We start from the raw sequence: 13,262 nt of genomic DNA, 5'->3' as shown, positions 1-13,262 counted from the left end.
ACTCCTTTTTAATTTTTATTTTATATTTAATTATGATTTAATGCATATTTTTATGCAGCTTTCCTAATTTCTAAATTTCTTATTTTATATTTTTTCCATTCAAACTCTGTGAACATAGCAAGTGCCATAATATTAATAGATGTTGATATAAATAATAATATCTCTAATAGTAAAAATACTAATTCTACATTAAATACAGATAATGCACCTCCTAATATCAATAAACCTACATAAACAAGATAATTATTTTTAACATTAAAATTGGCTACATTTATAAGTACAAGATACCCTCCTAATAAGGTGGTTAATGCAGATAAAGCTATAAATGTAAATAGTATTAATATCCCAAATTTACCCGTTACACTAATTATAGTATCAAAGTATGACACTAGCTTCTCGTATCCATTAACTGAAAAATTTATTATTCCTTCACTAAGTCCATAAGATGCTATATATGAAGTAACTAATACCGATATAACAATAAGTACTGTTGTTAGTATAGAAGATATTAAAGCAGCTTCCCTTGGTTTAGCATTTGATTTCATAGATGCTAATGCAAGTGTTCCAAGACCTGGTTCTGCTATTTGTATAACTCTCTGAAGTCCAAATATAAGACCTAGTGGTATTCCAAACAACACAGATACAGGATTTTTAAATCCTATAATAATACGCTCTACAAATATAGGTATATACTCTTGTGTTTTATAAAGAAATATGAAAAATGATAATAAATAAGTTGAAAATGATAATATTACCATAGTCACTAAAATTCTTAAAAATATACTCTGTCTGTTTTTAAGTATAATGGTTATTAATATAATTATTACTGGAATAACGATATACATATATCTTTGTAGTTCATTAAATTCTAAACTTACTATTTTATTTATACTAGTAGTTACTACTGCATCTATCCCACTTAACTGTATTCCCCCTATAGCAAATATATATAATAAAACTAAAGATGTAACATACAATTTTGATGCTTTAGTTGATATAAATACTTTTATATATTCTTTGGGTTGCATTCTCACAACTTTAGATATTAAAGTTTCACAATATGATATAGGTATTAATATTATCGATCCAAGTAATGCCCATATAGCAATTGATTCAACATATATTTGCCCACTTATAGAAAGCTTACTAAGTCCAGTTAAAAAACCAACGACTGTTCCTGTTCCCATCATAGTCCCCAAGGCTACGGTACTCTGTGGAATTATGTACTTGTAATTTATTTTCCCCTTTGTCGTAATGCGTTGCCTTATGTTAAAAAAAACTTGCAAACATATATATGTCCCAAGTAAAAGCAAAAAAGGTATAAACATAGGCCAAACAACATTAGACACTACCCTCGCAATATACTCCATGTCAACTCTCTCCTTTAAATTAAAGCATAATAAAAGTAACACTTATCAATAAGTGTTACTCTTATATTATACTATATTTTAAATATAGTTTGTCCTTCTTTTATACTCTTTATTTCCTAAATTTACTTAACTTTAATCTATCATATATTTATAAATTTAAAAACTCTATTATACTTTCTTCACTATAATTTATAACTAACTCTTTAGGAAACTTCACATCATTTATTACCTTTTCAGAATATGGGAATTTACCTACATCATAAGATATATGTGCATCACTTCCAAGTATTACTTTTGCATTGTATTTTTTACAACATTCAAGTAGTGTAGTTACATTATCCCAAGCCCCTTGTCTAAAAGTCGTCGGCTTTAGAGATGAATTATTTATTTCTAATGCTATGTTTCTCTCCTTTGCCTTTTTTACTACTTTTTCATAATTAACTGGATATCTACTATCATCTAAATGTCCTATTATCTTAACTTTTGATTTATCCATTACATTAAGTACAGCTTGTGTATTTTCTTCTACACTTCCAGCATCTATACATGGTGTGTGTAAGCTAGCTATAACATAATCTATATGTGTAAGCATGTCATCATCTACATCTGTATTTCCTTCAAAATCTACAATATTTACTTCTATTCCTCTAAGTACCTTAAGTCCATTAACTTCTCTTGGTATACAATGAATATTATGGAAGTAATATGGGTGTGGTCCACCTGGCATATTTGGTGCATGTTCTGATAACCCTAAATACTTTAATCCATTATCAATAGCCGATTGTATATTTTCTTGTACTGTACTATATGCATGTCCACTTACTATTGTATGTGTATGTAAATCTATTAATGCTTTCATTTAAATTCTCCCTATAAATTATAATTTTTACTGTGTTATTTTCTTAAATAAAGACCATAATAATATTAATAAAATTAATCCTAATACTACTAAACTCATTATTCCCAAAAAATCAAATACTATAAATAACATCGTTTCAAACTTAGAACTACTCGGTGTAAATATTATATCCCCCTAATAATATACAGTTAAAGCCATATTGTTTCACAACATGGCTCTTCATATAATGTTATTTTTGTAAATTTTTAAATTTATCTTTAAATAATTCGCCTAATGAACCTAATGATTCTTCAACTTCTAAAAATTCTGAGTAATCTTCTTCTGGTTCTTTATTAGCTTCTTTTATAGATAATATCATTTTTCTATTCTTTGGCTTAAATTCTATAACCATAGCGCTAACTTCATCGCCAACATTTACTACATTATTAACTCTCATAACTCTTTCTTCACTTAATTCAGATATTGGTAAGAATGCCTCTACACCTTCTCTTATCTTAACAATAGCACCTTTTTCTATAGTTCTAACTACAGTTCCAGTTATTATATCATCTAATTGCACTTCTTGCTTTATTAATTCCCATGGATCATTGTTTATATCTTTTAACGCTAATGCAAACTTTTTGTTTTCTTTATCTATATCTAATACATAAACTTGTACTTCTTGTCCTTCTTGAATTACATCTTCTACAGACTCTACTCTTTCCCAAGATAAATTGTTTTGGTGAAGTAAACCTTCTATTCCACCGATATCAACGAAAGCTCCATAAGGCATCATTTTAACAACTTTACCGTCTCTTTTTTGTCCAACTTCTAAAGATTCAAATAAAGCTTCTTTATCCGCTTTAACTTTTGCTATATGAGCTTCTCTTTCAGCTTTAATTCTAGCTCTTTCAGCTTCTTTTTCCGCCTTTATTCTTGCTCTTCTTTCTTCTCTTTCTTTATCAATTCTTTCTTGTAATACTTCTCTATGACTAGCTACTAATCTATTTTTCTTTAAATCTAGCTCTTTTATATATACTTCTAAATTACGTCCAACATACTCTTTTGTATCATTTACAAACTTAGTATCTAATTGAGATATTGGTATAAATAACGTTTGCGTTTTGTAAGTAGCAAATACTCCTCTTTCTATGTTTTTATTTACATTAACAGTTATTATTCTATGTTCATTATGTATTTTTTCTAATTCTTTTATATCTGCTTCTTTATCTAATCTTAATTTTGATAATTGTATCGTTCCATCTTTATGGTTAACCTTTGTTATAACAGCACTTATTTCATCTCCTACATTATATACATCACTAGTATATTTTCCTTTAGGAAGATTTAATTCGTTTGTAGGTATTATCCCATCAAATCCAAAGTTAAGTTCTAAGCTAACACCGTCATTACTTACCTTAGATATTTTACCGTTTATAGTTTCCCCAACTTTTATGTTGTTTAGTTCTTTTTCTTGTTGTTCTAAAAGTTCTTGCATTGATAAATTATTCGTCATAGTTATAAACTTCCTTTCATAATAAATATCATATACAAATATTATACCATTAATATTTCAAATACTTATATTTTTCTTACAACATTTTAAAGTTATATGCTAAATTTTAAAAATATGTTATTTTATAAAATAACTTCTACAGCTTCTTTTATGACTATACTTTCTTTATCTACATTACAATCATAGGATACTATATTTACACCTTTTTCTCTTGCTCTTTTTAATGCTTCCCATAATTCAAAGTGCATTTTTTTATTAGGAGTAAAATATTTTACATTATCCATCTGAACTAAAAAAAATATATAGCACTCATATCCATCATCTTTTGCTTTTATTAATTCATTTATATGTTTTACTCCTCTTTCAGTTTTTGCGTCGGGAAACATCACCACACTATTCTCTTCTAGTGTTACTCCCTTTATCTCTATAAACACCTTTTTATTTTTAGTTTCTAAATATATATCAAATCTTGAATCATGGTATTTCTGTTCAGGCTTAATATAGGTTATTTCTTCATTAAGGCCAGGAAGTTGTATTAAACCCTTCTCTAATGCTTCATATACTACTTTATTTGGTATCTGAGAATCCATATTTATTAGACGTTTTCCTTTTTCAACTGAAACTAGTGAATATTTTGTCTTTCTATTTGGATTATCACTTTCTTCTAAATATACAGTACAACCTTCTATTAATAACTCTTTACATCTCCCTGTATTTTTAACATGTACTTTTTCTACTTTTCCATCTATATCACAATAAGCTATAAATCTATTTGGCCTTTCTATAAATTTTCCCTTTACGATTTTATTATACTTCATATATCTCTCCTTAATGAAAATTCAATTTTATTACAATAATTATTTACAATAAAAAATCTCTTATAAATATATATATCCATAAGAGATTTTTTAACTCTATTAATTTGTATTTAAGCTTTCTTTATCATTAGTGTTTATGCTTTTACTTTCTATATTGCTTAAATTTCTCTTATAAAACACCATAAAGCATATTGCTGTTGTTATAACTGCCGTTATATCTGCTATAGGTTGTGCTAAAAGCACTGCAAATAACTTATTTTCCATAAATGTTGGTAGTATATATATTAATGGTATTAATAAAATTACTTTTCTAAGTAATGCTAAAAACAGAGAAATTTTAGCTTGCCCTAGCGCAAGTAGTGTATTTTGACATGCTACTTGTATTCCAAATATAGTTATTCCAACAAAATAAATCCTTATACTCCAAACTGTTATTTCAACTAATTTTGGATCACTATTAAATATCCTAACAAACATCTCCGGCATTATCATAAGCGCTGTACACATTGTTGCCGTATATCCTAAAGTAATTAATATTGTTAATTTAAAAGCCTTTTTAACTCTACCAATTTGTTTTGCTCCATAGTTGTAACTCATTATAGGTTGAGAACCTTGAGTAACTCCCATTGTCGGAAGCATTATTATCTGCATTATACTACTCATTATAGTCATTGCACCTACAGCTAAATCTCCACCATACATTTGAAGCTTTGTATTTAATGTTATTAAAACTAAACTCTCCGTAGCTTGCATTATAAATGGTGCAACTCCAAGCCCCATTACTCTTCCCATTATTCTAAAATCTATTTTTAAGTATTTTTTTCTTATTTTTAATGTTGTCTTACCGCTTAGTAAAAATCTTAGTACCCACATTGCTGATATTGCTTGAGATATAATTGTAGCTGTAGCAGCACCTCTAACGCCCATATCTAATCCAAATATTAATATTGGATCAAGTATTATATTCATAGCCGCACCTATAGATACTGTCATCATACCTATTTTTGCGAAACCTTGTGTATTTATAAATGGATTCATACCAAGTGCAACAAGAACAAATATAGTTCCTATTAGATATATACTTAAATAATCCATTGCATAACCTATAGTAGCTTCACTTGCTCCAAACGCCCAAAGTAATGGTTCTTTAAATACTAAAAATACTAGAGTTAGTAATATTGCTAACAGTACAAGTGTAGAAAAACTATTGCTCATTATTTTTTCTGCGCCATCATTATCCTTTTCACCCATTTTTATTGCAGCTAATGGAGCTCCCCCCATCCCTACTAAAGCCGCAAAAGCTGCTACTATTAATGTTATTGGGAATGCAACTCCAACACCAGCCATTGCTATATCTCCACCTTGCATTCTCCCTATAAATATTCTATCAACTATATTGTATAGTACATTTACTAGTTGAGCTATTATTGCAGGTGTTGCTAGCTTAAATATTAATTTAGGAATGCTTCCCTTTCCCAAGTCCGTGACATTATTACTCATCCAAATTCCCTCCTAGATTTATTATATTTTAAGTTTACATTGTCAACTATTTCAAATTTAAATATATACTATTTTACTAATACTTTTAATTATAATACATAATTATTTAATTTTAAAATATTTTTTATTTTATAAAAAAATAACTCTAATCATATGATTAGAGTTATTCAAATTGGAGCTGGTGATAGGAATCGAACCTACAACCTGCTGATTACAAGTCAGCTGCTCTACCGTTGAGCCACACCAGCATATTGGCGGGAATAACAGGACTCGAACCTGTGACCCATTGATTAACAGTCAATTGCTCTACCAACTGAGCCATATTCCCATATATTAAATTGGAGGCGACACCCAGATTCGAACTGGGGATCAAGGAGTTGCAGTCCACTGCCTTACCACTTGGCTATGTCGCCTTATCAACACAATACTATTATATTATTTTAAACATTTTTTTGCAACTGTTTTCATTATTTTTTTAATTAAATTTTTATACTTTTTTCGACTATTTTAGAGCTTTATAATATGTGTGGTAATTTCATATATCAGTAAGAAATATATGTACATTTCTTACTGATATATTTATTATTTTAATATTAAAGGCTATTTATCTTAGCTAAAACCTCATCTAAATCTATTCCATGTATTTCACAAGCTTGTTCTAATCTCTCCATTGCAGCTGAAGGGCAACCTAAGCATCCCATACCATAGTCCATAAGTATTTTTACTGCCTCTGGTTTTTCTTTTATTATATCTCCTATTATAGAATCTTTAGTTATCATTATAATTCCTCCTTTAAATTTGCTATTTCTAATACATCTTTTCTAAAACTTTCTATACCTATTCTATCTATGAATTCACCTAACTTTTCGCCCATTTGACCATGCTCATTATAGTAGTTAAGTAAAGTTTCAACTAAGGTATATGCTTCTTTCTCTGATAATTTTTTAGTTATTATATCAGCTATTCTTGGATAAAAACCTGCACTTCCTCCTGCACATACAAAGAAAGTTCCATCAATATCTACTAAAACTCCAATGTCTTTAGAATATACACTTGTACATGCATTTCTACATCCCGCAACTCCTATTTTTGTTCTGTTTGGAAGTGGCATTCCATGAAAGTTTTTACTTATTCTCATAGCTATACCTATCGTTGGATACTTTGACCTTTTACAAAAATTTGCTGGACACATCTCTACATTTTTTACAGAATATTGATTTGTAACTGCTGGTTTCATATCAAGTTCTTTCCATATATCATCTAGATCTTCTTCTTTTAAATTAGTTATTAATATTCTTTGACCTGATGTTATTTTTAATACTCCATTATATTTTTTAGCTACATTAGCTATTTTTATAAGAGTATCTGGTAATACAAACCCTCCTGGTATATGAGGAGTTATTCCATATGTTCTTTTACCATCCCTTATTTTTTGTAAATTCCCATGATTACTCATCTATATCTACACTTTACCTTTCTTATAAAGTTAAGTTACATCTATTTAAATTTTATTTAACCTTATTATATCCTATTTTTCGTAAAACTTGTGTAACATATGTTACATAAAACTCAAATTATTACTGTAAATATGAAATTTTTTTCATTAATATTTTAAAGTGTATTGTATCGTCTGTATGAGTTATAAATAGTTTTAGCTTAGCATAAAATATTTTATATAAAAAAGACACCATTTTATATGGTATCTTCTTTATTAAAATTAGTTTCCTAAGAACATATTTAAATCATCTTCAACATTTGTTATCCCACCTATTCCAAAGTTTTCAACTAAAACCTTAGCAACATTTGGTGATAAGAATGCTGGTAATGTTGGTCCTAAATGTATATTTTTAACTCCAAGATATAATAATGATAATAATACTATTACAGCTTTTTGTTCATACCAAGCTATATTAAATGATATTGGTAAATCATTTATATCTTCTAATTCAAATACTTCTTTAAGTTTTAATGCGATAAGTGCTAATGAGTAAGAGTCGTTACATTGTCCTGCATCTAATACTCTAGGTATACCATTTATATCTCCTAAAGGTAGCTTGTTGTATTTATACTTAGCACATCCTGCTGTTAATATAACTGTATCTTGTGGTAAAGCCTTAGCAAATTCTGTGTAGTAGTTTCTTGACTTAGCTCTTCCGTCACATCCACCCATTACAAAGAATCTCTTAATAGCACCAGTTTTAACTGCTTCTACTACTTTATCTGCAAGAGCGAAAACTTGATTATGTGCAAATCCACCTATTATTTCTCCAGTTTCTATCTCTATAGGAGCTTTACACTTTTTAGCATGTTCTATTATAACAGAGAAATCTTTATCATCTTCTGCATTTCCTTTTATATGTGTACATCCAGCAAATCCTGCTGCTCCAGTAGTATACAATCTATCTTTATAGCTATCTTTTGGCGGAACTATACAGTTTGTAGTCATTAATATTGGACCATTGAAGCTTTCAAATTCTTCTTTTTGCTTCCACCAAGCATTTCCATAGTTACCTACAAAGTGTGGATACTTTTTAAACGCTGGATAATAATGAGCTGGTAACATTTCAGAATGAGTATATACATCTACTCCTGTTCCTTCTGTTTGTTTAAGTAATAATTCTAAATCTTTTAAATCATGTCCTGATACTAATATACCTGGATTATTTCTAACACCTATATTAACTTTAGTTATTTCTGGATGTCCATAAGTTCCAGTATTTGCACTATCAAGTAAAGCCATTCCGTCTACCCCAACCTTACCTGTTTCTAATGTTAATGCTATTAATTCGTCAATAGTTAGGCTATCATCTAATGTTTTAGCTAAAGTGCTTTGTAAAAATGCATTAACTTCTTCATTGTCATACCCTAAAGCATTAGCATGCTTCATATATGCTGATAAGCCTTTTAATCCATATATTATAAGTTCTCTTAAACTTCTTATATCTTCATCTTTTGTAGCTAATACACCAACTTTAGTTGATTTTTCGTCTAGTATTGTATCTATTTCTACTTCTTTCTTACCACTTCCTAGTATCGTGTTTTTTAGTTTAGATAATACAGATACTTTAGCATCTAATTCTTCATTATTTGATGCATTCCATAACGCTGCTTCTGATAAATTTTCTTTGTTCTTTAATTTTGATAATAATTCTTCTTTAGTTTTTAAAGTTTGTTTTACTCTTTCATAGAATATTTCATCATCAAAATTTGCATTAGTTATTGTTGTAAATAAGTTTATAGTTATTAGATGGTTAACAGTACTATCTATTTTTTTTCCTTCATTTCTTAGTCTAGTAGTAACCTCTGATAATCCTTTAGTTGTATATATTAATAGATCTTGCATTCTTGCTAGATCTGGTGATTTTCCACATACTCCAAATTTTGTACATCCTGTACATCCTGCTGTTTCTTGACACTGAAAACAAAACATTTTATTTTCCATTTCATGTCCTCCTCTTTATTTTATGTGATAATTATATGTTATAATAGTATATATTTCTGTAACATACGTTACACTAATAAAAAAATTATAAAAGTAGGTGATTTTTTGTTTAAAACTAGAGAGGAAGCATTACATTTTTTTAAAGATTCAACTTATACCATATCTAAATATAATAAAAATGATATTATAGCTATTGAAGGTTCTCCTTGCGACAAAGTAGGATTAATATTACAAGGTAGTATTGATGTAAAACGTATATTAACCAGTAATAATGTTATACATATGTCTTCTTTATCTGTAGGTAACTTTTTTGGAGAAATTATAGCGTTCTCAGATACTAATGCGTACCCTGCTACTATAATGGCATCTAGTAATTGTGAAATAATGTTTATACATAAAACTTCATTTATAATCTTTTGTACTAAAAATCCAGATTTTTTAGATATGTTTTTAAATGACTTAAGTAATAAGATTATACAACTTAATAATTCTATAAAAAATTTATCTTTTTCAAGTATACGTCAAAAACTAAGTAACTATCTAATTACACAACATACTATTCAGAAAAGTAAATTTATAAAACTTGGCATAACAAAACAAAAGCTTTCTGAAATGCTTGGTATCCCTAGACCTTCTTTATCTAGAGAGCTTATGAAAATGAAATCTGATGGACTTATAGATTATTCAAAAGATACAATTAAAATATTGGATATAGAAACTTTAGAAGAGTTATTAATGGAGTAAAAAAAGAGCAAAGTAAGACTTAACAATTATGTCTTCTTTGCTCTTTTATATTTTATTGTCTATTTTATTATTTTAATTAATTCTTTTAATTTATTTTCATCTATTCTACCAAAAGGACTATTATCAATTCTTATAGCTGTCCCAAAGTGGTAATCCGTGGCATTTGTTGATTCTTTTATTGTGTTTATATTTTCAAAGTTGAGTCCCCCACCTAGTAGTATATTTATATCTTTTGATACTTCTATCATAGACTTTATTTTTTCTATATTATAATCTATACGTTTAGTACCACCTGCTGTTAATATATTTGTTATATTATATTTATTTAATATCTCAGTACTTTTAATCACATTTGTAAAATCTATAGCCTTATGGAAAGTTACATCAATTCCTTTACATTTTTTAAGCAATCTTTGTAGATTTACTTCATCTATATTATTTTCTTTGTCTAAAAGCCCCAACACTACTCCATTTACACCTAAACTTTTAGCTATCTCTATATCTTTTTCCATTATTTCTATATCATACTCACTATATACAAAACTATTTTCATGATTTCTTATCATAACGTTAACAGGTATATTTACGTTATTTACTACCTTTTCTATAGTAGCAAAACTTGGAGTTAAACCTCCTTCTGTTAGCGCACTAATAAGTTCTATTCTATCACCTCCACAAGCTTCTATAGTTTTAGCGTCTTCAACTGACATCCCTATTATTTCTAACATATTCTCTCCCTTTTTAAGTATAATTTATAACTATTATACATTAATTCTATCGTTATAATAAGGTTCTGTATGAACTATAACTTGACAATTTTCATTTATTTCTTTTCTTATAACATCTTCTATCTTATGACCTAATATATGTGCCTCTTCTGTGCTTAAATTTGGATTTACTAATACATGCATATCAATATGAATATCATTTTGACTTCCTCTACTTCTAATTTTATGCACATCTTTAACTTCATCAAATCTAATTACAATATCATTTATAACTTTTTCATCTATAATAGCTTTATCTACTAATACGCCTATAGACGATATTAGTATTTCATATGCGGAATGAAGTATAAATAAAGCTACTACTACTGATACTATCGGGTCAATAATTGGAGGAAGACCCATGTTTATACCAAATAAAGTTATTAAAACTCCTATCGATACAAACACGTCACTTTTTGTATGCATTGAGTCTGCTATTAGGATATGACTATTTAATTTTTTTCCCATTTTATACTCATATTTACTCACCAATATATTTATAAATAATGTGAAAATTAATATAAGTAGACTTTCAATTGTAATTGATGGTTCTACAATATTTTTAAATCTATCTATAGACTCTATGATTATATTTATTCCTACCAGAGTTAACATAGCTCCTATAAACATACTTGCAAGAATTTCAAACTTCCTATGTCCATAAGGATGCTCTCTATCTTTAGGCTTTATGGCTATACTTATGCCTACTATTCCTACCACATTTGACGCTCCATCTGATAAGGAGTGAAATCCATCAGCCATCATACTAGCACTTTTAATAAAACCTCCTATTATTATCTTCAACAAAGCTACGATTAAATTTGCAAATAAAATTATCCATAATATTTTTTTTACTTCTCTTAGATTACTATTCATAGTGCCTCCTTTTAGTAATAAATAAAATTATATGAAATCTCTTAAAATCTGGTAATAACTATCATTTACCTTTAAACTAAAAAATCCATGAAAAGCATATTTATGCTTTTCATGGATTTTAATTTAAATTAGTATTGTTATTCATATTATTTATATATTCAAATATAGTTACATTTGTGCATTCTTTTTTAGAATCTACTAAATTAGATACGGTTACTCCTAGTAATCTTATCTGTTTATTTTTAGTATCCACATTTTTTAATAATTCATATACATTAGTTCTAATATCCTCTTTTTTATATATTGGATTTCTTAAACTTAAGCTCCTTGTTATTTGACTAAAATCATCATACTTTATTTTTAAAGTTATAGTTTTTCCTAAATTATTAGAATATGATAGTCTATGTGATACATCTTCACATATTTGTGAAAGTATCTCTAAAACTTCCTCATCATCTATACTTAAGTTATTTTTTAAAGTAGTTTCTGAACCAACTGATTTTCTTTCTCTATGCGGTTTAACTTCTCTATAATCAATACCTCTTGCAAATTGATAAAATACATAACCTCTATTTTTAAATATTGATTCTAATTCACTAATATCTAATTGCCTTAAATCATATCCATTTTTTATTCCTAAATTATTTAGTGTTTTTGCTGTTACCTTGCCAACTCCAAAAAATTTGTTTATTGGGAGCTTGTCTAAAAATTCTTGTTTATTTTCTGGTGTTATTACCGTTAATCCATTAGGCTTTTTGTAGTCTGATGCTAGCTTAGCCAAAAATTTATTATAAGATACCCCTGCAGAAGAAGTTAATCCAACTTCTCTTAAAATATCTTTCTTTATCATCTTAGCTATTTGTGTTGCATATTTTATTCCTTTTTTATTTTTAGTAACATCTAAGTATGCCTCATCTAAAGATAAAGGCTCTACTAAATCTGTATATCTATAAAATATATTTCTTATCTTTTGTGATACTTTATGATATTCTTCAAATCTAGGCCTTATGAAATATGCATATGGGCACCTCTTATATGCAGTTTTTGATGGCATAGCTGAGTGAATCCCATATTTTCTAGCTTCATATGAACAAGTAGCTACAACTCCTCTACTTTCTGGTCTCCCTCCAACTATCACAGGTTTCCCTCTTAAACTTGGGTTATCTCTTTGCTCTATAGATGCATAAAAGGCATCCATATCTATATGAATTATTTTTCTATTATCTACCAATTTAATCACCTTTTAAATCTTGATTTATATATATATCTTACATTAATTTTGGTTTATTTTTATATTTTATTTGCCTCAATTCTGCTTTTTATATATTATTTAAAGTTTTTTAAAAAATAACTTGCAAATTTTTGAAAAAACCTTTAAAATAGTTATTCCA

Annotated in this window: 12 protein-coding genes and 3 tRNA genes; 1 reads left to right on the top strand and 14 read right to left on the bottom strand. The window is 27.9% G+C overall.

Translation table 11 applies throughout. The annotated features are described in order from the left end of the window. Positions 1 to 50: 50 nt before the first annotated feature. From ABHC41_RS12755 to hcp, 11 genes are all read right to left on the bottom strand, one after another. Entirely contained in the window at positions 51 to 1,370 is a 1,320-nt protein-coding gene (locus tag ABHC41_RS12755) for a hypothetical protein (RefSeq protein WP_195238561.1), read from the bottom strand. A gap of 148 nt (positions 1,371 to 1,518) precedes the next feature. Further along, positions 1,519 to 2,229 carry a phosphatase gene (locus ABHC41_RS12750; protein WP_271894360.1) on the bottom strand — a complete coding sequence of 237 codons (711 nt, stop codon included), beginning with the start codon at positions 2,227 to 2,229 and terminating at the stop codon, positions 1,519 to 1,521. Positions 2,230 to 2,458: 229 nt separating this feature from the next. Continuing rightward, positions 2,459 to 3,724: a S1 RNA-binding domain-containing protein gene (locus tag ABHC41_RS12745; protein ID WP_166504864.1), complete on the bottom strand. Its 1,266-nt coding sequence runs from the start codon at positions 3,722 to 3,724 to the stop codon at positions 2,459 to 2,461. A gap of 122 nt (positions 3,725 to 3,846) precedes the next feature. Beyond that, entirely contained in the window at positions 3,847 to 4,542 is a 696-nt protein-coding gene (sfsA, locus tag ABHC41_RS12740; protein WP_166504863.1) for a DNA/RNA nuclease SfsA, read from the bottom strand. Between the two features lie 99 nt (positions 4,543 to 4,641). Next, a complete protein-coding gene (locus ABHC41_RS12735; protein ID WP_195238557.1) occupies positions 4,642 to 6,042 on the bottom strand; it encodes an MATE family efflux transporter in 1,401 nt (466 codons plus the stop codon). Between the two features lie 173 nt (positions 6,043 to 6,215). After that, positions 6,216 to 6,290, bottom strand: a tRNA-Thr gene (locus tag ABHC41_RS12730). A 4-nt stretch (positions 6,291 to 6,294) separates the two neighbouring features. Next, positions 6,295 to 6,370, bottom strand: a tRNA-Asn gene (locus ABHC41_RS12725). A gap of 11 nt (positions 6,371 to 6,381) precedes the next feature. Next, positions 6,382 to 6,455 (bottom strand) — tRNA-Cys (locus tag ABHC41_RS12720). 180 nt (positions 6,456 to 6,635) lie between these two features. Beyond that, complete coding sequence (locus tag ABHC41_RS12715; protein ID WP_092923153.1) at positions 6,636 to 6,821, bottom strand: DUF1858 domain-containing protein; 186 nt, start codon at positions 6,819 to 6,821, stop codon at positions 6,636 to 6,638. Beyond that, the gene (locus ABHC41_RS12710; protein WP_195238556.1) at positions 6,821 to 7,498 is read right to left on the bottom strand and encodes an NAD(P)/FAD-dependent oxidoreductase; all 678 of its coding nucleotides are present in this window, start codon (positions 7,496 to 7,498) and stop codon (positions 6,821 to 6,823) included. The genes ABHC41_RS12715 and ABHC41_RS12710 overlap by 1 nt, the downstream gene beginning before the upstream one ends. 261 nt (positions 7,499 to 7,759) lie before the next feature. Further along, complete coding sequence (gene hcp, locus ABHC41_RS12705) at positions 7,760 to 9,484, bottom strand: hydroxylamine reductase (protein WP_195238555.1); 1,725 nt, start codon at positions 9,482 to 9,484, stop codon at positions 7,760 to 7,762. Between the two features lie 105 nt (positions 9,485 to 9,589). Between hcp and ABHC41_RS12700 the strand changes: the two genes are divergently transcribed. Further along, entirely contained in the window at positions 9,590 to 10,228 is a 639-nt protein-coding gene (locus ABHC41_RS12700) for a Crp/Fnr family transcriptional regulator (protein WP_240276161.1), read from the top strand. Between the two features lie 59 nt (positions 10,229 to 10,287). Here the strand turns inward: ABHC41_RS12700 and ABHC41_RS12695 are convergent, their stop codons facing one another. From ABHC41_RS12695 to dinB, 3 genes are all read right to left on the bottom strand, one after another. Then, positions 10,288 to 10,956 (bottom strand): copper homeostasis protein CutC, encoded by a 669-nt coding sequence (locus ABHC41_RS12695; protein WP_271894441.1) that lies wholly within the window; start codon positions 10,954 to 10,956, stop codon positions 10,288 to 10,290. Positions 10,957 to 10,989: 33 nt separating this feature from the next. After that, positions 10,990 to 11,871 carry a cation diffusion facilitator family transporter gene (locus ABHC41_RS12690; protein WP_092923138.1) on the bottom strand — a complete coding sequence of 294 codons (882 nt, stop codon included), beginning with the start codon at positions 11,869 to 11,871 and terminating at the stop codon, positions 10,990 to 10,992. Between the two features lie 118 nt (positions 11,872 to 11,989). Beyond that, positions 11,990 to 13,102, bottom strand: coding sequence for a DNA polymerase IV (dinB, locus tag ABHC41_RS12685; RefSeq protein WP_166504858.1), 1,113 nt, complete (start codon positions 13,100 to 13,102; stop codon positions 11,990 to 11,992). Positions 13,103 to 13,262: the final 160 nt, after the last annotated feature.

This window comes from Romboutsia sp. 1001216sp1 (assembly GCF_039841805.1).
Classification (GTDB): domain Bacteria; phylum Bacillota; class Clostridia; order Peptostreptococcales; family Peptostreptococcaceae; genus Romboutsia_C; species Romboutsia_C hominis.
This window is presented reverse-complemented; position numbering and strand designations above follow the sequence as displayed.

What these genes read in the sequence shown, in the direction of transcription:
- ABHC41_RS12755 (WP_195238561.1), bottom strand. Translation starts at nt 1,370, where the DNA reads ATGGAGTATATTGCGAGGGTAGTGTCTAATGTTGTTTGGCCTATGTTT.
- ABHC41_RS12750 (WP_271894360.1), bottom strand. Translation starts at nt 2,229, where the DNA reads ATGAAAGCATTAATAGATTTACATACACATACAATAGTAAGTGGACAT.
- ABHC41_RS12745 (WP_166504864.1), bottom strand. Translation starts at nt 3,724, where the DNA reads ATGACGAATAATTTATCAATGCAAGAACTTTTAGAACAACAAGAAAAA.
- sfsA (WP_166504863.1), bottom strand. Translation starts at nt 4,542, where the DNA reads ATGAAGTATAATAAAATCGTAAAGGGAAAATTTATAGAAAGGCCAAAT.
- ABHC41_RS12735 (WP_195238557.1), bottom strand. Translation starts at nt 6,042, where the DNA reads ATGAGTAATAATGTCACGGACTTGGGAAAGGGAAGCATTCCTAAATTA.
- ABHC41_RS12715 (WP_092923153.1), bottom strand. Translation starts at nt 6,821, where the DNA reads ATGATAACTAAAGATTCTATAATAGGAGATATAATAAAAGAAAAACCA.
- ABHC41_RS12710 (WP_195238556.1), bottom strand. Translation starts at nt 7,498, where the DNA reads ATGAGTAATCATGGGAATTTACAAAAAATAAGGGATGGTAAAAGAACA.
- hcp (WP_195238555.1), bottom strand. Translation starts at nt 9,484, where the DNA reads ATGGAAAATAAAATGTTTTGTTTTCAGTGTCAAGAAACAGCAGGATGT.
- ABHC41_RS12695 (WP_271894441.1), bottom strand. Translation starts at nt 10,956, where the DNA reads ATGTTAGAAATAATAGGGATGTCAGTTGAAGACGCTAAAACTATAGAA.
- ABHC41_RS12690 (WP_092923138.1), bottom strand. Translation starts at nt 11,871, where the DNA reads ATGAATAGTAATCTAAGAGAAGTAAAAAAAATATTATGGATAATTTTA.